18 protein-coding genes are annotated in these 20,336 nt (G+C 67.6%); 2 read left to right on the top strand and 16 right to left on the bottom strand.

Features of this window, described 5'->3' with window-relative positions; genetic code table 11:
• Positions 1-220 precede the first annotated feature (220 nt).
• The 11 genes from BKE09_RS20480 to BKE09_RS20430 form a co-directional block, all read right to left on the bottom strand.
• Positions 221-1,600, bottom strand: coding sequence for an ATP-binding protein (locus BKE09_RS20480; protein WP_075677629.1), 1,380 nt, complete (start codon positions 1,598-1,600; stop codon positions 221-223).
• Entirely contained in the window at positions 1,578-2,261 is a 684-nt protein-coding gene (locus tag BKE09_RS20475; protein WP_014037608.1) for a response regulator transcription factor, read from the bottom strand. The genes BKE09_RS20480 and BKE09_RS20475 overlap by 23 nt, the downstream gene beginning before the upstream one ends.
• A 95-nt stretch (positions 2,262-2,356) precedes the next feature.
• Positions 2,357-4,540, bottom strand: a complete 2,184-nt coding sequence (locus BKE09_RS20470; protein WP_075677627.1) for a PAS domain-containing protein — start codon at positions 4,538-4,540, stop codon at positions 2,357-2,359.
• Between the two features lie 207 nt (positions 4,541-4,747).
• Positions 4,748-7,135 carry a Tex family protein gene (locus BKE09_RS20465; RefSeq protein WP_075677625.1) on the bottom strand — a complete coding sequence of 796 codons (2,388 nt, stop codon included), beginning with the start codon at positions 7,133-7,135 and terminating at the stop codon, positions 4,748-4,750.
• Positions 7,136-7,342: 207 nt separating this feature from the next.
• A complete protein-coding gene (locus BKE09_RS20460; RefSeq protein ID WP_006452005.1) occupies positions 7,343-7,558 on the bottom strand; it encodes a hypothetical protein in 216 nt (71 codons plus the stop codon).
• A 704-nt stretch (positions 7,559-8,262) separates the two neighbouring features.
• Positions 8,263-8,715 (bottom strand): hypothetical protein, encoded by a 453-nt coding sequence (locus BKE09_RS20455; RefSeq protein ID WP_014037611.1) that lies wholly within the window; start codon positions 8,713-8,715, stop codon positions 8,263-8,265.
• On the bottom strand, positions 8,712-8,915 hold the full coding sequence (locus BKE09_RS20450; protein WP_075677623.1) for a PspC domain-containing protein: 204 nt from the start codon (positions 8,913-8,915) through the stop codon (positions 8,712-8,714). Before BKE09_RS20450 ends, BKE09_RS20455 begins: the two co-directional genes overlap by 4 nt.
• Positions 8,916-8,982: 67 nt before the next feature.
• Positions 8,983-9,351, bottom strand: coding sequence for a YfeK family protein (locus BKE09_RS20445; protein ID WP_075678330.1), 369 nt, complete (start codon positions 9,349-9,351; stop codon positions 8,983-8,985).
• A 33-nt stretch (positions 9,352-9,384) separates the two neighbouring features.
• Entirely contained in the window at positions 9,385-10,452 is a 1,068-nt protein-coding gene (locus BKE09_RS20440; protein WP_075677621.1) for a class III poly(R)-hydroxyalkanoic acid synthase subunit PhaC, read from the bottom strand.
• Complete coding sequence (gene phaE, locus BKE09_RS20435; RefSeq protein ID WP_075677619.1) at positions 10,449-11,528, bottom strand: class III poly(R)-hydroxyalkanoic acid synthase subunit PhaE; 1,080 nt, start codon at positions 11,526-11,528, stop codon at positions 10,449-10,451. Before phaE ends, BKE09_RS20440 begins: the two co-directional genes overlap by 4 nt.
• Positions 11,529-11,550: 22 nt before the next feature.
• Complete coding sequence (locus tag BKE09_RS20430; protein WP_075677617.1) at positions 11,551-12,165, bottom strand: CDP-alcohol phosphatidyltransferase family protein; 615 nt, start codon at positions 12,163-12,165, stop codon at positions 11,551-11,553.
• 347 nt (positions 12,166-12,512) lie between these two features.
• Between BKE09_RS20430 and BKE09_RS20425 the strand changes: the two genes are divergently transcribed.
• Positions 12,513-13,163 (top strand): class I SAM-dependent methyltransferase, encoded by a 651-nt coding sequence (locus tag BKE09_RS20425; protein WP_075677615.1) that lies wholly within the window; start codon positions 12,513-12,515, stop codon positions 13,161-13,163.
• A 386-nt stretch (positions 13,164-13,549) separates the two neighbouring features.
• On the opposite strand, the gene BKE09_RS20420 is transcribed toward BKE09_RS20425, so the two are convergent.
• The 5 genes from BKE09_RS20420 to BKE09_RS20400 form a co-directional block, all read right to left on the bottom strand.
• Positions 13,550-14,914 (bottom strand): MATE family efflux transporter, encoded by a 1,365-nt coding sequence (locus BKE09_RS20420; RefSeq protein WP_075677613.1) that lies wholly within the window; start codon positions 14,912-14,914, stop codon positions 13,550-13,552.
• Between the two features lie 118 nt (positions 14,915-15,032).
• A complete protein-coding gene (locus BKE09_RS20415) occupies positions 15,033-15,650 on the bottom strand; it encodes a DUF2239 family protein (RefSeq protein ID WP_075677611.1) in 618 nt (205 codons plus the stop codon).
• Positions 15,651-15,793: 143 nt separating this feature from the next.
• Positions 15,794-16,282, bottom strand: coding sequence for an 8-oxo-dGTP diphosphatase (locus tag BKE09_RS20410; RefSeq protein ID WP_075677609.1), 489 nt, complete (start codon positions 16,280-16,282; stop codon positions 15,794-15,796).
• 42 nt (positions 16,283-16,324) lie between these two features.
• On the bottom strand, positions 16,325-16,834 hold the full coding sequence (locus BKE09_RS20405; RefSeq protein WP_075677607.1) for a DUF1249 domain-containing protein: 510 nt from the start codon (positions 16,832-16,834) through the stop codon (positions 16,325-16,327).
• Between the two features lie 153 nt (positions 16,835-16,987).
• On the bottom strand, positions 16,988-17,809 hold the full coding sequence (locus BKE09_RS20400; RefSeq protein ID WP_014037622.1) for a pyruvate, water dikinase regulatory protein: 822 nt from the start codon (positions 17,807-17,809) through the stop codon (positions 16,988-16,990).
• Positions 17,810-17,953: 144 nt separating this feature from the next.
• Between BKE09_RS20400 and ppsA the strand changes: the two genes are divergently transcribed.
• Positions 17,954-20,332, top strand: a complete 2,379-nt coding sequence (gene ppsA / locus BKE09_RS20395; RefSeq protein ID WP_049444262.1) for a phosphoenolpyruvate synthase — start codon at positions 17,954-17,956, stop codon at positions 20,330-20,332.
• The last annotated feature ends 4 nt before the right edge of the window (positions 20,333-20,336 follow it).

Raw genomic sequence — 20,336 nt, 5'->3', positions numbered from 1 at the left:
GACCCGACCCAGTGCCGACCAACGGTCGGCACCCACCAGAAGCAGCTGGCACCAACAGCAGCGGAAAACTGTCGAAGGCGGGGTGGGTCAGGTTGCGGGGGCGTGAGCGCCATGGATGGCCTGCAACCGGCCCCACCCCGCCATCCCACGGAATGCAGGCTTTTGAAGTTGACGTTGCTTCGGCAGGTGCAGGGCTGCAAGCCCTGCAAAAGAACACCCTCTACAGCACCTGCGGCCGGCACAGCAGGCTGAAGCGCGCGCCGCCCAGCGTGGACTGCGCCACCTGCAGGCGGAACCCGTGCAGGCCGGCGATGGCGGCCACGATCGACAGGCCCAGGCCGAATCCTCCGCCCTTGCTGGCCTCCGCACGATGGAAACGCTGGAACACCAGGCTGCGTTCGGCTTCGGGAATGCCGGGCCCCGAATCCTCCACCACGATGCAGGTAGCACCCTCCTCCACCAGGGCCGACAGCTGCACGCGGCCACCGTCCGGCGCGAACCGGATCGCGTTGTCGAGCAGGTTGCCGATCGCCTCGAACAGCAGGCCGCGGTCGCCCACCACGCCGGGCAGGTCAGCCGCCAGTTCCAGCTGCAGCCACTGCCCCTTCTCCTCCGCCAGCGGCGCGTAGAACGCATGGATCTCCTGCAGCAACGCTTCCGGCGCCAGCGTGTCGAACCCGGAGCGGCGCTGGTGGTCTTCCAGCTCGGAGATCCGCAGCAGCGCGCGGAAACGCACCATCAGTGTGTCCGTTTCTTCCAGCACCTGCTCCAGTGGCAGCGCCTGCGGATCACCGTCCTGTACCTGCTGCCGCATTCGGTACAGCTGCGCACGCACGCGCGTCAGTGGCGTACGCAGATCGTGGGCGATGTTGTCGCATACCCCTTTGACCTCGGTCATCAACTGCTCGATGCGGTCGAGCATGGCGTTGACGATGGCCGCCAGCATGTCCAGTTCGTCGCGGCGGTTGGCCAACGGCAGGCGCTGGCCCAGGTCGCCGGCAACGATCCGCGCAGTGGCCTGCTCGATGGCCTGGATGCGGCGCAGCGGCCGCCGCCGCAACAGGTGCCAGCCAAGCAGCCCCGGCAGCAGGGTCAACGACACACCCCACAGCAGGGCGTCGAGGATCAGGTGATTGACCTCGTTCAATGGCCCGCTGTAACGCACCAGCACCAGGATGCGGCCGTCGCGGGTCGGCATCGCCAGGCCGAAACCGCGCTTGCCGCGTGCGTTCACATCGGCAATCGGCAGGCCGGACACCGGATGCGCGCTGCCATCGAGCGGCAGCTGCGCCGGCAGCGACTTCAGCATGCCGGCAATCGGCTGCCCGTCGGGGGTGAACAACCCGTAGGCATCGATGCCATGCAGGTCGTAGCGGCGGTTTTCGCGCAGCGCTGCGGTCAGGCCATCACCGGTGAAGTGCTCGAACAGGTGCGCACGTTGCAGCACCGCCGACTGTGCCAGCTCGTCCAGGTACAGCGACACCCTCCAGTACAGCACCCCCAGCAGCACGCACGACCAGGCCACGAACAGCAGGCTGTACAGGCCCAGCAGGCGACTGCTGGACGAGCGCCAGCCGTCAGACAGTTTCGCTGAGGACATAGCCGCTGCCACGCACGGTACGGATCAGCGACGGCGCGTCGGCCTGGTCCAGCTTGCGCCGCAGGCGGCCGATGTGCACGTCGATCAGGTTGGTGCCCGGGTCGAAGTGATAGCCCCACACTTCCTCGAACAACATCATCCGGGTCAGTACCTGGCCGGCGTTGCGCATCAGGTATTCCAGCAGCTTGAACTCGGTCGGCAGCAGGCTCAGGCTGCGCCCGCCACGGTGGGCGGTGCGCGCCAGCAGGTCGAGCTGCAGATCCCCCACGCACAGCAGGGTCTCGTTGCCGGCCGGGCGCTGGCGGCGACGCAGCAGCACCTCCACCCGCGCGGCCATCTCGTCGGAGGCGAACGGCTTGGTCAGGTAGTCATCGCCGCCGGCACGCAGGCCGCGCACCCGCTCATCGACATCCGACAGCGCACTGAGCATCAGCACCGGCGTATCGATGCCGATCCGGCGCAGGGTGGTGACGATGGCCAGGCCATCCAGCCCGGGCAGCATGCGGTCCAGCGTGATTGCGTCGTAGTCGCCACTGGCCGCGCGCACCAGGCCTTCGCGGCCGTCGGCCACCCAGTCCACCTGCAGGCCATGGCTGCCCAGCTCCGCCACGATCTCCTGGGCCGTGATGGCGTCATCCTCGATGGTCAATACGCGCGACATGGGCACCGCTGAAGTCCAGACTGGCCCATGCTCGCCAAATCAGCCGGCGCGGGCAAATGAAACATCCTTCATCCATCCCCGTGGTGCGGGCCGGTTCAGCCCGGTTCGCCGTCGTCACCCGGAAGCTCGGACAGCTCGCCCTGCACCTGCACGTTGTTGCGGCCCATCGCCTTGGCCCGGTAGCACTGGGCATCGGCCGCAGCCACCGCCTGGTCCACGCTCATGCCGCCGGCCAGCGGCGCGATACCGATGCTGGCACCGATCCGCAGCCGGTCCTGGTCCCAGGGAATCGACAGGGAGGCCAGCGTATGCAGCAGTTCACCGCCGATACGGGCCGCACGACGTGGCGTACAACCGGACAGGATCACCGCGAATTCGTCACCGCCCAACCGCGCCACCACATCCGAATCGCGCACGCCATGGCGCAGCACGCTGGCCACCGCCCACAGCACGGCATCGCCGGCCAGATGGCCCCAGGTGTCGTTGACCGGCTTGAAGCGGTCCAGATCGATGTACATCAGCGAGGCGGCCTGGCCGGTGCGCTCGACGCGGGTGATCGCCTGCTGCAGGTGCGCCTCGAAGCCGCGACGGTTGCTCAGCTCGGTCAACGGGTCGATCTCGGCCAGGTGGCGGGCTTCGCGCTGGCGCGCACGCTGCTGGGTATCGTCGCGCAGCACCCATACCGCGCCGCGCACATGGCCTTCGTCATCGCGCAGCCAGGCGCGGGTCAGGTCCACCGGCACCGTTGCCGTGCCCAGCCGCAGCAGCAGGTCGGCGTGCAGGTCCACCGCATTGCTCTCCGGGTCCAGCAGCACCGACACATCCAGTACCGAGCCGGGCGCGTACTCGGTGGTCAGCGCCAGCACGTCCTGCACCTTGTGCCCGGCCAGCGACAAGGCGCCATCTCCGGCCAGGGTGCGCACCGCGGCCGCGTTGGCGTAGTCGATGCGGCCATCAAGGCTGACGCTGAGCACCAGGTCGGCCACCGCATCCAGCGTGATGCGGCTGCGTTGTTCACTCTCGAACAGGCGCTGCTCGCTGCTGCGCTGGGCGGTGATGTCCTGGATCTGCGACACGAAATGCAGTGGTTCGCCGTGCTCGTTGCGCACCAGCGACACCGACAGCCGCGCCCAGATGATGCGGCCGTCGCGGTCGAGATAGCGCTTTTCCAGGTGGTAGTGGCTGCGTCGCCCGGCCAGCAGGTCCTGCACCAGGGCCAGGTCGGTCTGCAGGTCATCGGGATGGGTCAGCCGCTGGAAATCGACCTGCAGCAGCTCTTCGCGCGGGTAGCCCAGGATCCGGCACAGCGCGTCGTTGACGTCCAGCCAGCGTCCCTCCAGCGAGACCAGGGCCATGCCCAGTGCGGCGGAGGTGAACGCGCCAGCGAACTTCTCTGCCGACAGTCGTGCTTCCGCGCGCGCCTGCAGGATCTCGGTGATGTCGATGGCCATGCCGACGTAGCCGATGCGCGCTCCATCAGCACTCTCCATGCGGCTGATCGACAGGCGCACCTGGCGTGACTGACCATCCTTGCGCAGCAGCGTCCACTGCCGCGAGTAGGTCTGTCCGTCGGCACGCGCGCTCAGCGCCTCGAACACGCCGGGAAGATTGCCATCAGCGTCGGCCAGCGGCTGCAACCAGGCTTTCAGTTCGGCTGGATCGTGGAAGGCGTCGAGCCGGCGCTGGCCGACCACCTCCGCCGCGCTGTAGCCCAGCAGGCGCTCCGCCCCCGTGTTGAACAGGGTGATGGTGCCATCGGTATCGGTGGCGATCACCGCCACCTCATCGGACGCATCGACCACGGCCTGCAGGCGTTGCCGGGTCTCGGCCGCGTCCTGCCTCGCCTGCTGCAGCTCGGTGACGTCGGCATGCGCGCCCGCCATCCACAACGGCTTGCCCTGCCCGTCCCATTCGAAGACCCGCCCGCGGTCCTGGATCCAGATCCACTGCCCGTTCTTGTGGCGCATGCGCAGCAGGCAGGCGTAGTTGTCGGTGCGGCCTTCGAAATGCTCATCCAGCGCCGCATCGGACAGCGCGATGTCATCGGGATGGACCAGCTTCAGGAACGTCTTCTGGCAGATCGGTTCCAGCTCATCCAGGCGGTAACCGACAATCTCGGCCCAGCGCGCGTTGACCCGCATCTCGCCGCTCTGCACGTTCCATTCCCAGGTCCCCGCAGCGGTACCGTCGATGATCATCGCCAGGCGACGACGCTCTTCCGCCAACTCCTGCAGGCGGCGCTCCAGCAGTCCATTGCCGTGGGTACCCTGGCCCGGCATCAATCCGGTCCCCTGCCGGCACGGGCAGGCGCCGACCGCAGCGGAACGCTGCGGCCTGCAACGAAGATGGCGGGTCGTGCTGGCGTCATGGCCCTCCCCAGCGACAGCGGGGAGGCCAAACGCCTCCCTCAGGCGCAAGTGTGCGCAATCACGGGGAAAACCGACAAGTCCCCTGCCCCGGATCAACCGTGACGGGGGGCACGATCCTCAGCTGCGCTTGGCCCGGGCAAAGGCCTCGGCCAGGGCATTGTTGGCCGGCGGCGCAGACTGGGCGGGACGGCCGCCAGCGCCCTGGCCGCGGTTCGGTCCACGGTTCTGGCCGCCCGCGTCACGGCGCGGCCCCTGGCCCTGGCCGCGCTCATCGCGCTGGCCCGGGCGGCTGGTGGCCTGGCCCGGGGTATCGTCCAGGCGCCGGGTCAGGGCGATGCGCTTGCGCGCCACGTCCACCTCCAGCACCTTCACCTTGACGATGTCACCGGCCTTGACCACATCGCGCGGGTCCTTCACGAAGGTATCGGAGAGCGCCGATATGTGGATCAGGCCGTCCTGGTGCACGCCGATATCGACGAAGGCCCCGAAGGCGGCCACGTTGCTGACCACGCCCTCCAGCACCATGCCCTCGCGCAGGTCCTTGATGTCCTCGACGCCCTCGGCGAAGCGCGCCGCCTTGAACTCCGGGCGCGGGTCACGGCCCGGCTTTTCCAGTTCCTTCAGGATGTCGCGCACGGTCGGCACGCCGAAAGTGGCATCAGTGAACTGCTCGGCCTTCAGGCCACGCAGGAAGCTGCCGTCACCGATCAGCGCCTTGATCGGGCGCGCGGTGCTGGCCACGATGCGCTCGACCACCGGATAGGCTTCGGGGTGCACCGCCGAGGCGTCCAGCGGCTGGTCACCATCGGCGATACGCAGGAAGCCGGCGCACTGCTCGAAGGTCTTCTCGCCCAGGCGCGCGACCTTGAGAAGGTCCTTGCGACGCTTGAACGGGCCGTTGTCGTCGCGATGGCGCACGATGTTCTCGGCCACCGTGGCAGACAAACCGGACACCCGTGACAGCAGCGCAGCCGACGCGGTGTTCACGTACACGCCGACCGCGTTCACGCAGTCCTCCACGCGCGCATCCAGCGCCCGTGCCAGGCGGTACTGGTCCACGTCATGCTGGTACTGGCCGACGCCGATCGCCTTGGGCTCGATCTTCACCAGTTCGGCCAGCGGATCCTGCAGGCGGCGCGCGATCGACACCGCGCCACGCAGCGACACGTCCAGCCCCGGGAACTCCTTGGCCGCGAACTCGGACGCCGAGTACACCGACGCACCCGCCTCGCTGACCACCACCTTCTGCAGCTTCGGGTTGGCGACAGCCTTGATCGCTTCGCCGGCCAGCTTGTCGGTTTCACGGCTGGCAGTGCCGTTGCCGATCGCGATCAGTTCCACGTTGTGCTTGGCGCACAGCTGCTTGATCGTCTGCAGCGACTGCTCCCACTGGCGACGCGGCTCATGCGGGTAGATGGTGTCGGTGGCGACCAGCTTGCCGGTGGCATCGACCACGGCAATCTTGCAGCCGGTACGGATGCCCGGGTCCAGCCCGAGTACGGTCTTCGGGCCGGCCGGTGCGGCCAGCAGCAGGTCCTTCAGGTTGTCGCCGAACACGGCGATGGCTTCGGCCTCGGCCTTTTCGCGAGCCTGGTTGAACAGGTCCAGCAGCAGATGGGTGTGCAGCTTGGCGCGCCAGGTCAGGCGGCAGGCATCCAGCAGCCAGCGGTCGGCGGCACGGCCCTGGTCGGCGATGCCGGCCTTGCGCGCCACGCGTCCCTCGGCGTACTGATGGCCGGCCTCGGCATCGCTGCCCGGGTCCAGTTCCAGGAACAGGATCTCCTCGCGGCGCGCACGGAACAGTGCCAGCAAGCGGTGCGATGGAATCTTCGCCAGCGCCTCCGCATGCTCGAAGTAATCGCGGTACTTGGCGCCTTCGGTTTCCTTGCCCTCGGCCACGCGGGCGCGGATCACGCCCGTCTCGCCCAGCCAGGTGCGCAGCTCGCCAACCAGCGCGGCATCTTCGCCCCAGCGCTCCATCAGGATCGCGCGGGCGCCTTCCAGCGCGGCCTTGGTGTCGGCCACGCCCTTGTCGGTGTCGACAAAGGTGGCCGCGAAGACCTGCGGGTCCTGCGTCGGGTCGGCCAGCAGGCCATCGGCCAGCGGCTCCAGACCGGCCTCGCGGGCGATCTGGGCGCGGGTACGGCGCTTGGGCTTGTACGGCAGGTACAGGTCTTCCAGCCGGCTCTTGGTATCGGCTGCCAGGATGTCGTTGCGCAGTTCGTCGCTGAGCTTGCCCTGCTCGCCGATGCTGGCCAGCACCGCCGCGCGCCGGTCTTCCAGTTCGCGCAGGTAGGTGAGGCGCACTTCCAGGTTGCGCAGCTGGGTGTCGTCCAGGCCCCCGGTCACTTCCTTGCGGTAGCGCGCGATGAACGGAACGCTGGCGCCTTCGTCGAGCAGGCCGACGGCGGCACGTACCTGGGCGGACTGGGCACCGATCTCGTCGGCGATGGTCTGGGCGATCTGCTGGGCGAGCGCGCTCTGGGCGTTCTTGGCGTCGTGCATTGCTTCAGGTCTGTGCCGCGTTACGGGAAGACCCCATTCTGGCAATCCACGACGGAGCCGGACAAGGCATTGACAGGGGGCGAGGTTCAGCGGCGGGGCCGGAGTGGACGCCGGCATCCTGGCGAAGAGAGGGCTCGGACTGGCCCTGGGCTGGGATGCCGGCGCGGGCGCACGATGGTGGGCGCGCCCTGCCGCGTGTTGCGAAGGTCAGCGGTAGTGGCGGGCGGCGCGCTGCATGACGATGTCGTCACGCATGCTTTCCAGGGCCATCAGGCGGACCTTGCCGACACCCTGCAGTTCCATGAACCGCTCCGTGTAGAACTCCGGCCCCAGCGCGGTGTCGGCGCGGGATTTGCTGAAGCCGTAGGGCACCACGCCCTTCTCGCCATCCTTGCTACCACCGACATAAAGAACGATTGCCATGTGATGTATTCCTCCAAATTGCTACTGCGTACTGCACTCGATGAGCGATGCTGCGAGCTCATCGAGGGAGAGCTTACCGCGTCGAACCTGACTGGAACGTCACGAAGGCTAATGACGATCGGTTGCATGCAGACGACTGCGGGATCGCAGCAGAATGCTTACGGATCTTTAACTTCCGACTAACGAATCGGGGGTTTCCAGCCAACGGCGCAGCCCCTCGTGGCTTGGTCGCGGAATGCGCTTCATGCGATTGGGCCGGTCGGGATGGGTTCGCGGGACACGCCGTAAACCCATCCATGGGGGCTCGATGGCGCCATCCATGGCGCCAACGGTCCCGCGAACCCATCCCGACCGGCCCCTGACAGTTTTCGGGCACGTCCACCCACGGAAAAGAAAAAGAAGATCACAAGCAAAAGCAGCTTGGCTGGCCGCTTTTTGAAGAGCCGAGCCCATGTTCGGCTCACGAGCAAGCGCAGCGCGCGACCCGCTTCTGCTGTTCTTTATTCTCTTCCGTGGCCTGGCGCGCACGGAAACTGTCAGCGGCCGGGTGGGTGGGGCTGGCGGGGTATCCGCGGCATGGATGCCGCGGCTAAGCCCCCATGGATGGGTTCACGGCGTCCCCGCCAGCCCCACCCACCCGGCCAGCCCCCAGGAAGCAGGCATTCCGCGACCACGCCACGAGGGGCTGGGCCGTTGGCTGGAACCTACGGCCACCAGCCACGCCCGAACCGGGCGAAATGATCCGCCGCGCGCTCGAACGGATTGCGCGCGCTCACCCCGCCGCACAGCAGGTACACCGGCAGGTACAGCGGCCCCAGCACCATGTACTGGTAAACGTGCGCGCGCTCGTGATCGTCCAGCCGGATCAGCGGCTCCACGCCCCACCCGGCCTGGTGCGCATAGGTGCGGCAGGAAATGCCCAGGTCATGGCCGGTATGCAGGATCACATTGCCCAGCGTGATCGCCCCGCCCGGCCCCCACGGCCAGCGGTCGAACACCAGGGCGCAGTCCCGCCCGCTCCAACGCAGCGTCGCGCCGCCGAGCATGCCGGCCAGGCCACCGATCAGGCCGAGCAGGGAATTGGGGGACGCCCATGCCGCGCCCAGCACCTGCAGCGCGCGCAGCCAGACCGGCCAGGGCTCCGGGGCCGTCTTCAATCGGCCTCGTTCGGCATCAGCAGCCACAGGATCAGGTAGACCAGGATGCCGGGGAAAGCCGCCGAGCCGATCGAGACCAGCACGAACACGATCCGCACCAGCGTGGGGCTCCAGCCGAAGCGGTGGGCAATGCCGCCCATCACGCCGGCAATCATGCGGTCGTTCAGCGAGCGCGACAGCGTCTTGGGCGTGGTATTCATGGCGGCGTCTCCTCGGCTTGCGGACAGAACCAGTCGAGCATGGCTCGACTCTACACCCCGGCCGTGTCTACGGCGTGCGGTGACGCAACGCCTGCAGGCGTGCACCGAACCAGGCCGCTGCCGTCTGTTCAGGCTGCCCCGGGCACTGGATGCGATAGGGCTTGCCGCTCATGCTGCTCTGGCTGGCGGCGCGCTCGATGAACTGCTCGGCGCTGTCCACCATGTCCTTCTTCAGCAGGTAGTCGTACTTGCGCTGCAGGTGCGCGCGCGCATCGCTGCCGTCGTACCAGCTGCCATTGCGCTGGAACCGGCATTGGGAGCCGTCCAGGCTGGAGATCAGCTGGGCGATCTCCCGCCGTGCATCCGCACTGGGTGCGGCGTGGGCAAGGGGCGCTGCCAGCAGGACCGCAAGAATCAACCAAATCCGGTACGTCATCATCCCCCCAAGTCAGTCGAACATGGCTCGACTCTACAGGTCGCGCGCCTTCAGCCAGCCATCGATCGTGGCCGGCACTTCGCGCTGCGCGCGGCCGGACACGTAGATGCCGATATGGCCGCCGCGGAAACTGGACTCTGTGTAGTCCTCGGTGCCCAGGCGCCCACGCATCGCGCGCGAGGCATCCGGCGGCACCAGATGGTCCTGCTCGGCATAGATGTTCAGCACCGGCAAGGTCACCTGCGACAGATCCACCGCTTCCTCGCCGATCCGCACCGTGCCGTTCACCAGCCCGTTGCCCTGGTAGAACTGCTTGATGAAGTCGCGGAAAGCCTCGCCCGCCAGGTCCGGTGAATCGAAGATCCACTTCTCCATGCGCAGGAAATCCTCCAGCGCCGCCTTGTCATCGAGGATGTCGAGCAGGCCGACGTACTTCTGCACGTTCAGGCGGAACGGCTTGAGCATCAGGTAACTGGCATTCATCAGGTCGGCCGGGATGTTGCCCAGCGTGTCGACCAGCAGGTCCACGTCCACCTGCCGCGCCCAGTGCGAGAGCATGTTGTCGGTGGTCTGGAAATCAACCGGGGTGACCATGGTGATCAGCTTGCCCAGCTTCTGCCGGCGCAGTGCGGCGTAGCACAGCGCGAACACGCCGCCCTGGCAGATGCCGAGCAGGTCGACCGGGCCACCACTGCGCGCGCGCAGCGCATCCACCGCGCCATCGATGTAGCGCAGCAGGTAGTCCTCCAGGGTCTGGAAGCGCTCCGAGCGATCCGGGTAGCCCCAGTCCAGTACGTAGACGTCCTGGCCCAGCGCCAGCAGCTTCTGCACCAGCGATCGGTCGGCCTGCAGGTCGACCATGTACGGCCGGTTGACCAGCGCGTAGACGATCAGCAGCGGCGTGCGCCGGGTCGGTGCCTGCTCGCCGACGAAGCGGTACAGCACCACCTTGCCGTCGCGCCAGACTTCCTCGCGCGCGGTCACGCCATAGTCCACGTCTTCCACCTGCGGCAGCAGCTTCAGCCCTTCCATCAGCTTGCGCTGCATGGCCAGGGTTTCCTGCATCAGGTCATCGGCGTTGAAGCCCAGCGGTCCTTTCATCGGTCACGCGCCCGCGTGGAAGTGCGAGGTGTAGCCTTTTTCGCGGGCGCCTTCTTCGCAGACACCTTTTTCGCAGACGCCTTCTTTGCCGGCGCGGCATTCTTCGCGGCCTTGCGCGCGGCAGGCTTCACCTTCGCCGGTGCCGGCTGCGCCACCGGATCGACCTCGCCCGTACCAGCCATGGCCACCACCTGCGCCTGCAGGCGGCGCAGGCTGCGCTCCAACTCGGCGATGCGGCGGTGTGCGGCGTCCATCTCGCTGCGGGTCGGCAGGCCGATCCGTTCACTCATCTGTTCCACCTCGCGCTGCAGGCCGGCGCGCAGGCGCATCTGCGCGTTGCCCAGCGCGGCGTATACCTGCTGGAACGGCTCGGACATGGCGACCTTGGCGTAGGCTTCCTCCGCCACTTCAATCCACAGGTCGAACATCGCGCGAGCGCTGGTCAGCTGGCTGCCGGGCTGCTCGTGCTCGGCCAGCCGCTGCTCGAACAGTGCGAAGGCCTCGTCCAGCGCCTGCTTGATCTGATCGACGTAGGCGCGCGAATGCTGCTGGTATTCCTCCTGCGCACGCAGCAGGGCCTGCCAGCGCGCCTGGTGCTCGCGGCCGGGCCCGAACGCCGGGCTCTGCAGCCACGGGCCGGCCTGCAGCTGGAACTGCTGCAGCCAGGCGGCGAACTCCGGAACCGCGGCGCCGGCGTGGGTGCTGCCACGGGCGCCCTGCAGCATCCATTGCAGCATGCCGTCGCCCTGCCCCTGCACCGCCTCGCGCCAGGCCTGGGCGACGTCGGCACTGCTGGCGTCGCGGCCGGCAAACCGTGCGGCGACTTCCTGCATGGTGCCGTACCAGCTGCCCGCCTGTTCGCGGAACCGGCGCACGGCATCTTCCGGCGCACCCTGCGCCTGTTCGGGCAGCAGCTGGCCCCACCAGTCGAACAACCGCCGCCAGCTGCCGGGATCGTCACCGGCCGGTGCGCCGGGCGTGCTCGCATGGCGCAGGGCATCGCCCCAGGCGCCGAAGTACTGCCGGGCCAGGGTTTCGAAATCACTGCTGCCGGCGTCGTGGGCCGAGCTGGTCATCGCAGGCCTCCGCAGGGCTGGCTCATGGCTTGGGGATACGCAGGGTCTTGCTGATCATCAGCGACCCGGACAGGGCGAACAACAGCACCATCGGGTGCAGCTGCCACGGGCCGATCTGCCACTGGCCGAACCAGATGTTCTGGCCGATGGCATCGGTACCGGCGGCGATCGCCAGCACAATCACCAGCAGCAGGCTGGTCGGAATCGGGGTGCCCTCGAAATACGTGACCTTGCCCTCGTCGCCGGCCAGCGCCTCGGCGGTGACGTTGTAGCGTGCCAGGCGGCTGACGCCACAGCAGACGAAGTAGCTCAGCACCAGCCAGTCCCAGCCGCCCTGCATGCCGCACGCATACGCCAGCGCTGCCGGTGCCACACCGAAGGAGATCACGTCGGACAGAGAATCCAGTTCGCGGCCGAGGGTCGAGCTGGACTTGCGCCAGCGCGCGATGCGCCCATCGAGGGCGTCGAAGATGAAGGCCAGCGGGATCAGCGCCATGCCGAACAGCAGGTAGCCGCGCTCGCCGTCCTGCAGGAAGCGCATCGCGGCAAACACCGCGCCGGTGCCGCAGAAAGCATTGGCCAGGGTGAACCAGTCGGCCAGCTGGAATTCGCGCAGCATCGAGAAATGACGTTTCATGGGGTCTCACGGAGCATCAAGGCCCACAGGTTACCGCGAGCGCCGCCGCTGGCGACAGCGCTGGCGGGGCCGATCCTTCACCGCTCCCTCACCCGTCGTCACCGGCGGTGAATTTTTCGCCACCCATCTTGACAGCCTAGGGGGGTGGCGCCTGTCGCGGCTTATCCACAAAGTTGCCCACGCGTAATCCACACCCCCTGTGGACAACCAGATCTCACCGACTGCGACGGTGGACATTTCCTCATCACCCATCCGCGGGGTTTCCCTACTTCCCAAGCCGCAGAGTCGGCGCTATGGTCACCGGCGGGCCCGCCGCCGCCACGTCCGAAACCCACCGACGGACGACGATGACGATGCTGGATGCCTCCTCCCTGGCCGCGCAGCTGCGGCAGCCCCATGGCGACGCCGCACTGGCGGTGGCCGATTCAATGAATCGCAGCAACGGCGCGCTCAACCGCGCGGCGATCGGCCTGCTGGCGGTGTCGGCAGGCGAACGCATCCTGGAGATCGGTCCCGGCAACGCCGCCTTCGCTCCCGCGCTTCTGCACGCCGCCGACAGCCAGTACCTGGGGATCGAGCTGTCCCCTGCCATGGTCGAGGCCGGCAATCAGCGCCTGGACGCCGCCGGGCTGAGCGACCGTGCCACGATGCGCCTCGGCGACGCCCATTCCCTGCCAGTCAGCGATGCCTCGATGGATGCGGCGCTGGCGGTCAATACCCTGTACTTCTGGCCAAACCTGGCCCCGGTGCTGGACGAGCTGGCGCGGGTGCTGCGCTGGGGCGGCCGCCTGTGCCTGGCCTTTGGCGATGCCGCCTTCATGCGCAGCCTGCCGTTCGCCGCCGACTTCCAGCTGCATGAACTGGACGCGGTGGAGCTGGCCCTACGGGTAGCCGGCTTCCGCGTCTCGGCCTGGCGCAGCCACCGCGAAACCGCGAGCGGCAATGACGGCCAGACCCGTGACAAGCACTTCCACCTGCTGCTGGCACAGCGGCGCTGAAGTGGTAGAGCCGGCCGCTGGCCGGCTGCCCCGGCCATTCTGGATTGCCGGCCAGCGGCCGGCACTACCCAACCTGCACGCGCCACCAACGAGCAACACAGAACACCTGCATCACCAGTGGCCACCCCACCGCAGCCGCCGCGACGGCAACGATCCGACCGCGTGGTAGAGCCGGCCGCTGGCCGGCTGCCCCGGCCATTCCGCGTTGCCGGCCAGCGGCCGGCACTACCCAGCCTGCGCCCGCCACCAACGAGCAACACAGAACACCTGCATCACCAGTGGCCAGCCCACCGCAGCCGCCGCCACGGCAACGATCCGACCGCGTGGTAGAGCCGGCCGCTGGCCGGCTGCCCCGACCGTTCCGGGTTGCCGGCCAGCGGTCGGTATTACCCGCCTTGCACCCGTCGCCGCCAACGCGCGAAACAGAACACCTGCATCACCAGCATCGCCAGCAACCCCAGCGGCCACGCCCACCACACGCCGGCCAGCCCATGCCGCGCCTGCAACCACATCGCCAGCGGCAGCTCCAGCAGCAGTACCGCCGCCATGCCCAGCAACGCGGGCAGCAAAACCGTGCCGCTGCCGCGCATCACCCCGACCAGCACCGTGCTGCCTCCCATCGCCAGCACGCCCCACGCCACCGTGCGCAACTGCAGCGTGGCCAGTTCGCGCGCTTCGGTCGTCACCAGGATCAGCGCAGTCAGCCAGGGCGCCAGCACCATCACCAGCAGCACCACCGCGCTCAGCATCGCCAGTCCAAGCAGCACGCCGGTGCGGGCGATGGCGGGCAGCCGTGCCGTACGCCCCGCGCCCATCGCATGCGCCGCGAGGATGGTGGCGGTAATGCCCAGTGACATCGCCGGCAGCTGCACCCAGCTCATCAACTGGTTGACCGCACCATAGGCGGCCGTGGCCGTATAGCCGTAGCGGTTGATCCAGCCCAGCAACACGATCTCGGCAATGGCCAGGCTGAGCATCTGCAATGAAGACGGCACGCCGATGCGCAGCATCGCGCGGATGATCGCGCCATCGAAACGGATGGCGCGCAACAGGTCACGGCCCGGCGCCAGCGGATGTCCCAGCCGACGCCAGCGCCACAGCAACCAGGCCAGTGCCAGTAGCGACGCGAACGCCGCGGATACGGCCGCACTGGCCGAACCCAGCTGCGGCAGGCCGGCCCCGCCCAGGATCAGCAGCGGCGTGCATAGCAGGCCGACCGCCGTGGCCAGCAGCAGCGCATGCAGCGGCGACGTCGCATCGCCCACTGCACGGCTCACGGCGGTGGCCAGCCACAGCAGGAAGAACGCCGGGGCCGCCAGCAGCAGCACGCGTGCATAGACGATGGACTCACTGAGGACCGCTGCCGGCGTACCCAGCGCCACCAGCAGCTGTGGCGCGAAACCGCCGCCCAGGACCATCACCAGCGCCGACAACAGCAGGATCAGCGCCACCGCGCTGCCAGCCACCGCGCGTGCCTGCTGCGGCCGGCCCGCGCCCCAGGCCTGGCCGATCAACACCATTGCGCCCGTGGCCAGGCCCATCACCAGGGCCAGCAGCAGGAAGAAGACCGGGAAGAACGCGGCGGCCGTAGCCACCGCCTGTGTGCCAAGCAGGTGGCCAAGATAGATGTTGTCCAGCGTGCCTGCGGCCAGCTGCAGCGCATTGGTCAGCAGCATCGGCAGCAGCAGCGTCAGGTAGGTGCGCCACAGCGGGGGTGCTGCCGGAGGTATCGGATGTACAGGGGTGCTCATGGGGTTCTCTGGGCAAGGCGCCGCCCTGCCCGGCGTTTCCGCCAGCAAAGCAAGCACAGGGGAAGCGGGCCGCGGCCCGCGGTCAGATGACGCCGTCGCTCAGCAACGGCGCGATGGCTCAGCCGCCAGCGTCTTCGAAGGCCAGGCGCAGGGCGTGGTCACGCACGTCCTCGGGCCAGGAATGCAGCGCCGCTTCCAGGCCCGCGCGGTCGTGCGCGAACAGCACGCGGATGGCCTCTTCGAAGCCCGGCAGGTCACCGGCGATGGCCTGCAGGAAGTGATAGGCACGCTCGCTGTGGCGGCGCTGCCGGTCCTTGTCGGCACCGACACGGCTGGCCGCTTCCACCAGCCTGCGCAGCACCACGGAGGCCCCACCCGGCTGTTCGGCCAGCCACGCCCAATGGCGCGGCAACAGCGTCACTTCGCGGGCGACCACGCCCAGCTTGGGGCGGCCACGGCCACGCGGGATTGCGGGTGCATCTTCGGCAGTGGCATCGGCCTCCGCCTCCATGGCGGCGGGAAACGCTTCGGTCACCCGCGCCAGCAGTTCTGCGTCGCTGCCGCGCGTGTCGAAATCGCGGGTGCGGCCGCTGGCGTTGTCGAACACCAGCAGCGGACCGGCGGCGTTGTCGGCACGCAGCTGTTTCAACGCCAGCGCAGCCACTTCCGGGGTACCGGAAGCGACCAGGCGATGGCCGTCGAAACAGCTGAAGGGAGGAAGTCGGGACGCAGGCATGGCAATGGCATCAGAGGTGATGCGCGAATATTGCCCGGGTAATTTGCGAGAGTCAATATTGCCCGGGTATTAACCAGCCAGGGGGGCGTGCCAACCAAGGGTGGCAGCTACCCGAAAGGTTGGCTCCCACCCGATTCGTCGGGTCACAGTCGACTGTAGGACCAGCTGACCATGCGACCGTCCTTGTACGGCATTACGCCGTGGAACGGGCGCGGGTCGGCGTCGAACACCAGCGGCAGGAAGTTGCGGTCGCCCTCCCACATCGGCAGCGTGTCCAACTTGTCCAGGTCCACCCACTCCAGCGTGCCCTCGTGGTTGCCGCCGTGCGGGGTGCCCTCGAATCCATCGATGACGAACACGAAGCCCAGCCAGTCCTCGCCGTGCTTGCCGAAGCCCGGCCAGCTGATGGTGCCGCGCAGGTGCATGTCGGTGCAGTGGATGCCGGCTTCCTCGGCGATCTCGCGGCGCATGCTGGCCGCTACATCCTCGTCCGCTTCGATCTTGCCACCCAGCCCGTTGTACTTGCCCAGGTGGTGGTCACCGGGACGGGTGTTGCGGTGGATCATCAGCACCTGGCGACGATCGGGCGACAGCACATAGCCCAGGGTGGCGACGATCGGGGTATACGGCATGGGGCAGCATCCAGCGGCAGGTCAGCCGTGGATTATGGCCGATCAGCGCACCAGCGACAGGCGGCGCTCGGCGGGCGTGCCGGCGCCGTCGGGATCGCGGCGCAGGGTGGCGACACCGTGGCCACGCTCGGCCAGGTATTCCAGCCACTTGCCGAGGAAGGTGTTCATCCGCATGCGGTGGCTGATCAGCTCCGCCGGCGGCGGATACAGGCCCATCGTGTCCTGCCAGCGACGACCGACGTAGCAGTGGGTGGTCTCGGCCTGGCGCGCGTCACGGTAAAGGCGCACATAGGCCGAGGGATCCGGCTCACCGGTGATCGGGTCGGCCAGGTCGTAGGTCAGGCGCAGTTCCACCGTGTAGCGGTGGCACTCGATCACGTCCAGGCGGACATCCAGGCCGTCGCCGATCGAGGAAATGTAGCTGCCCGCCACCAGTCCGGCCGGTTCGAACAGGCGCACGAGATGGCGGTAGTTTTCCGCGTACAGGCCCATGAGCCAGCTGAGCCGGCTCAGGCGGGGAATGCGTTCGGTGCGGGGCGAGGCTTGGGCCATGGGTCGATCCTACACGTTGGTGCTTCAACGTGGGGGCGGGATCGTCCCGACCAAAGGGGCTCGGTATCGACCAACGGTCGATACCCACCGCGGAGGAGGGGCAACGCCCGCCCCCCCCCAGGTAGGCCACGACCGTTGGTCGTGGCGCACGGATCAATACAGCTCGCGCTGCAGCCCCAGCGTGGCCAGCACCTTGCTGGAAATCTCCTCGATCGAGGTATGCGTGGTGCTCAGGGTCGGGATCCGCTCCATGCGGAACATGGTCTCGGCCGCGGCCACCTCGCGCTTGCAGGTGTCCAGGTTGGCATAGCGCGAGTTCGGGCGGCGCTCCTGGCGGATCTGCTGCAGGCGGTCGGGGTCGATGGTCAGGCCGAACAGCTTGCGCCGGTAGGCACGCAGGCGCGGCGGCAGGCGGTCGCTTTCCAGGTCTTCGTCGGTCAGCGGATAGTTGGCCGCGCGCACCCCGTAATGCAGGGCGAGGTAGATGCAGGTGGGCGTCTTGCCGGCGCGCGACACCGCCACCAGGATCACGTCGGCATCGTCGTAGTTCACCGCGATGCCGTCGTCATGGGTCAGGGCGAAGTTCATCGCGTTGATGCGACGGTGGTAGGTGTCGAAATCGACCATGCCGTGGGCCTGGCCGACCCGGGCCAGGCGCGGGCTGGCCAGTTCACGCTCCAGCGGCTCGATGAACGGCGCGAACACATCCAGCATCAACGCCCCGCTGTCGGCCAGGATCAGGCTCAGGCTCTGGTCCACGCAGGAGTTCACCACGATCGGCCGGACCTGGTACCGCTCCCCCGCCGCCTGGATCCGGGCACAGGCTTCACGCGCCTTTTCAGGGTCGTCGACAAACGACATGCGGTCGGTAATGAAGCTGAACCCGGAGAACTGGGTAAGCAGGCTATGCCCAATGGTTTCAGCGGTGATACCGGTTCCATCGGAAACGTAGAACACCGGACGGATGGTCGACATGCGCGCTTTTACCCCCTACGAAGCTTAAAAAGGCCGCCAGCACAAGCTTGTGCCGACGGTGCTCTGCCCGGCATCATATCGGCTTCTTCCTACGGACGCGGCCACTCAGCCCGCCTCGGGCGATGGCCAAACGGAGCATCGCGCTTGAACGAGAACATCCTGTGGTTGCACGAACTGCGTCTGGCCGATCTGGCCCGCGTAGGCGGCAAGAATTCGTCGCTGGGCGAGATGATCGGCAACCTCGCCGGTCTGGGCGTTTCGGTGCCGGGCGGTTATGCCACCACCGCTGAAGCCTTCAAGGACTTCATCGCGCACAACGATCTGTCCAAGCGCATCTTCGACAAGCTGGCCACGCTGGACGTCGAGGACGTCAACGCGCTGACCGCCGCCGGCAAGGAAATCCGCACCTGGGTGATCGACGCTCCGCTGCAGCCGCAGCTGGACCAGGACATCCGCACCGCCTACGCCAAGCTGAGCGCCGACAATGGCGGCGGCGACGTGGCCGTGGCCGTGCGTTCCTCGGCCACCGCCGAGGATCTGCCGGATGCGTCCTTTGCCGGCCAGCAGGAAACCTTCCTCAACGTCACGGGTGCCGACGACGTCGTGCACAAGGTCAAGGAAGTGTTCGCCTCGCTGTACAACGACCGCGCCATCGCCTACCGCGTGCACCACGGCTTCAAGCATGAGGACGTGTTCCTGTCCGCCGGCGTGCAGCTGATGGTGCGTTCGGGCGTCGGCTCCTCCGGCGTGCTGTTCACCCTGGACACCGAGTCCGGCTTCCGCGACGTGGTGTTCGTCACCTCGTCCTTCGGCCTGGGCGAAATGGTCGTGCAGGGCGCGGTCAACCCGGACGAGTACTACGTCTACAAGCCCACCCTGCAGGCCGGCAAGCCGGCGATCCTGCGCCGCTCGCTCGGCAGCAAGGCGATCCGCATGGTGTATTCGGATGTTCCGGGTGAGCGCGTCAGGATCGAGGACACCCCGGTCGAACTGCGCAACACCTTCTCGATCAGCGACGAGGACGTGCAGGAACTGTCCAAGCAGGCACTGGTCATCGAAAAGCACTACGGCCGCCCGATGGACATCGAGTGGGCCAAGGACGGTGTCAGCGGCAAGCTGTTCATCGTGCAGGCGCGCCCGGAAACGGTGAAGTCGCGCAGCCATGCCACCCAGATCGAGCGCTTCGCGCTGACTGAAAAGGGCGGCAACGTGCTGGCCGAAGGCCGTGCCGTCGGTGCCAAGATCGGCTCGGGCGTGGCCCGCGTGGTCAAGACGCTGGATGACATGAACCGCGTGCAGCCGGGCGACGTGCTGATCGCCGACATGACCGACCCGGACTGGGAACCGGTGATGAAGCGCGCCTCGGCCATCGTCACCAATCGTGGCGGCCGCACCTGCCACGCCGCGATCATCGCGCGCGAGCTGGGCGTGCCGGCCGTGGTCGGTTCGGGCAACGCCACCAAGGTCATCGAAGATGGCCAGCTGGTCACCGTCAGCTGCGCTGAAGGCGATACCGGCTTCATCTACGAAGGCAAGCTCGGCTTCGAGCGCACCACCACCGATCTGGGCAACATGCCGCCGGCACCGCTGAAGATCATGATGAACGTGGCCAACCCGGAACGTGCCTTCGACTTCGGCCAGCTGCCGAACGCCGGCATCGGCCTGGCCCGCCTGGAAATGATCATCGCCAGCCACATCGGCATCCACCCGAACGCGCTGCTGGAATACGACCGCCAGGACGCTGCGACGAAGAAGAAGATCGACGAGAAGATCGCCGGCTACGGTGATCCGGTCAGCTTCTACGTGGACCGCCTGGCCGAAGGCATCGCCACCCTCACCGCCTCGGTCGCCCCGAACGCTGTGATCGTGCGCCTGTCGGACTTCAAGTCCAACGAGTACGCCAACCTGATCGGCGGCAGCAACTACGAGCCGCACGAAGAGAACCCGATGATCGGCTTCCGCGGCGCCAGCCGTTACGTCGACCCGAGCTTCTCGGCCGCCTTCGCGCTGGAGTGCAAGGCCGTGCTGCGCGTGCGCAACGAAATGGGCCTGGACAACCTGTGGGTCATGATTCCGTTCGTGCGCACCCTGGAAGAAGGCCGCAAGGTCATCGAGGTGCTGGAACAGAACGGCCTGAAGCAGGGCGAGAACGGCCTGAAGATCATCATGATGTGCGAAGTGCCGTCCAACGCACTGCTCGCCGATGAGTTCCTGGAGATCTTCGACGGCTTCTCGATCGGCTCCAACGACCTGACCCAGCTGAGCCTGGGCCTGGACCGCGACTCGTCGATCGTCGCGCACCTGTTCGACGAACGTAACCCGGCGGTGAAGAAGCTGCTGTCGATGGCGATCAAGTCGGCACGTGCCAAGGGCAAGTACGTCGGCATCTGCGGCCAGGGCCCGTCCGATCATCCGGATCTGGCCGAATGGCTGATGCAGGAAGGCATCGAGTCGGTGTCGCTGAACCCGGACACCGTGGTCGATACCTGGCTGCGCCTGGCCAAGCTGAAGGCCAACGGCTGATGCC

Source organism: Stenotrophomonas sp. TD3, from assembly GCF_001939825.1.
In the GTDB taxonomy this organism is placed as follows: domain Bacteria; phylum Pseudomonadota; class Gammaproteobacteria; order Xanthomonadales; family Xanthomonadaceae; genus Stenotrophomonas.
This window is presented reverse-complemented; position numbering and strand designations above follow the sequence as displayed.

What these genes read in the sequence shown, in the direction of transcription:
- BKE09_RS20480 (WP_075677629.1), bottom strand. Translation starts at nt 1,600, where the DNA reads ATGTCCTCAGCGAAACTGTCTGACGGCTGGCGCTCGTCCAGCAGTCGC.
- BKE09_RS20475 (WP_014037608.1), bottom strand. Translation starts at nt 2,261, where the DNA reads ATGTCGCGCGTATTGACCATCGAGGATGACGCCATCACGGCCCAGGAG.
- BKE09_RS20470 (WP_075677627.1), bottom strand. Translation starts at nt 4,540, where the DNA reads ATGCCGGGCCAGGGTACCCACGGCAATGGACTGCTGGAGCGCCGCCTG.
- BKE09_RS20465 (WP_075677625.1), bottom strand. Translation starts at nt 7,135, where the DNA reads ATGCACGACGCCAAGAACGCCCAGAGCGCGCTCGCCCAGCAGATCGCC.
- BKE09_RS20460 (WP_006452005.1), bottom strand. Translation starts at nt 7,558, where the DNA reads ATGGCAATCGTTCTTTATGTCGGTGGTAGCAAGGATGGCGAGAAGGGC.
- BKE09_RS20450 (WP_075677623.1), bottom strand. Translation starts at nt 8,915, where the DNA reads ATGAATACCACGCCCAAGACGCTGTCGCGCTCGCTGAACGACCGCATG.
- BKE09_RS20445 (WP_075678330.1), bottom strand. Translation starts at nt 9,351, where the DNA reads ATGACGTACCGGATTTGGTTGATTCTTGCGGTCCTGCTGGCAGCGCCC.
- BKE09_RS20440 (WP_075677621.1), bottom strand. Translation starts at nt 10,452, where the DNA reads ATGAAAGGACCGCTGGGCTTCAACGCCGATGACCTGATGCAGGAAACC.
- phaE (WP_075677619.1), bottom strand. Translation starts at nt 11,528, where the DNA reads ATGACCAGCTCGGCCCACGACGCCGGCAGCAGTGATTTCGAAACCCTG.
- BKE09_RS20430 (WP_075677617.1), bottom strand. Translation starts at nt 12,165, where the DNA reads ATGAAACGTCATTTCTCGATGCTGCGCGAATTCCAGCTGGCCGACTGG.
- BKE09_RS20425 (WP_075677615.1), top strand. Translation starts at nt 12,513, where the DNA reads ATGACGATGCTGGATGCCTCCTCCCTGGCCGCGCAGCTGCGGCAGCCC.
- BKE09_RS20420 (WP_075677613.1), bottom strand. Translation starts at nt 14,914, where the DNA reads ATGAGCACCCCTGTACATCCGATACCTCCGGCAGCACCCCCGCTGTGG.
- BKE09_RS20415 (WP_075677611.1), bottom strand. Translation starts at nt 15,650, where the DNA reads ATGCCTGCGTCCCGACTTCCTCCCTTCAGCTGTTTCGACGGCCATCGC.
- BKE09_RS20410 (WP_075677609.1), bottom strand. Translation starts at nt 16,282, where the DNA reads ATGCCGTATACCCCGATCGTCGCCACCCTGGGCTATGTGCTGTCGCCC.
- BKE09_RS20405 (WP_075677607.1), bottom strand. Translation starts at nt 16,834, where the DNA reads ATGGCCCAAGCCTCGCCCCGCACCGAACGCATTCCCCGCCTGAGCCGG.
- BKE09_RS20400 (WP_014037622.1), bottom strand. Translation starts at nt 17,809, where the DNA reads ATGTCGACCATCCGTCCGGTGTTCTACGTTTCCGATGGAACCGGTATC.